The organism is Leisingera sp. ANG-M6 (assembly GCF_000813905.1).
GTDB lineage: Bacteria > Pseudomonadota > Alphaproteobacteria > Rhodobacterales > Rhodobacteraceae > Leisingera.
Genome location: NZ_JWLG01000048.1, coordinates 1 through 512, shown reverse-complemented (window position 1 = coordinate 512; position 512 = coordinate 1). Strand labels below are relative to the sequence as shown.

Annotated in this window: 1 protein-coding gene; it reads right to left on the bottom strand. The window is 66.2% G+C overall.

The window, feature by feature from the left end; all coding sequences use genetic code 11:
• Positions 1 to 512: methyl-accepting chemotaxis protein (locus tag RA24_RS21575; protein WP_039194394.1), on the bottom strand; the 512-nt coding region annotated here is incomplete at both ends.

Here is a 512-nt window from a genome sequence, read left to right as displayed (position 1 = left end):
ACCATCGCCGCGTTCTGCTGGGTCACCTGATCGAGCTGGGTGACGCCGGTGTTGATCTCATTGAGGCCGGTGGACTGCTCCGCCGCGCCCTCGGCAATGCCGGAGACCAGCTGCGAGATATGGGTCACCTGCTCGACGATGCTCTGCAGCGCCTCGCCGGCTTTGCCGACCAGGTCGACGCCGCGCTCCACCTGTTTGGAGCTGTCGGAGATCAGCGTCTTGATCTCCATCGCCGCGTCTGACGACCGCTGCGCCAGGGCGCGCACTTCGGACGCGACCACTGCAAAGCCCTTGCCGGCCTCGCCCGCCCGCGCCGCCTCGACGCCTGCGTTCAGCGCCAAGAGGTTGGTCTGGAAGGCGATGTCGTCGATCACGCTGATGATCTGGCTGATGTGGTTCGAGGACTGCTCGATCTCGGTCATCGCCGAGACCGCGCTCTGCACTACTTCGCGGTTGTTTTCCGCCTGTGTCCGGGCCTCGGCCATGGTGGTTTCGACGCTGCGGGCGCCGTC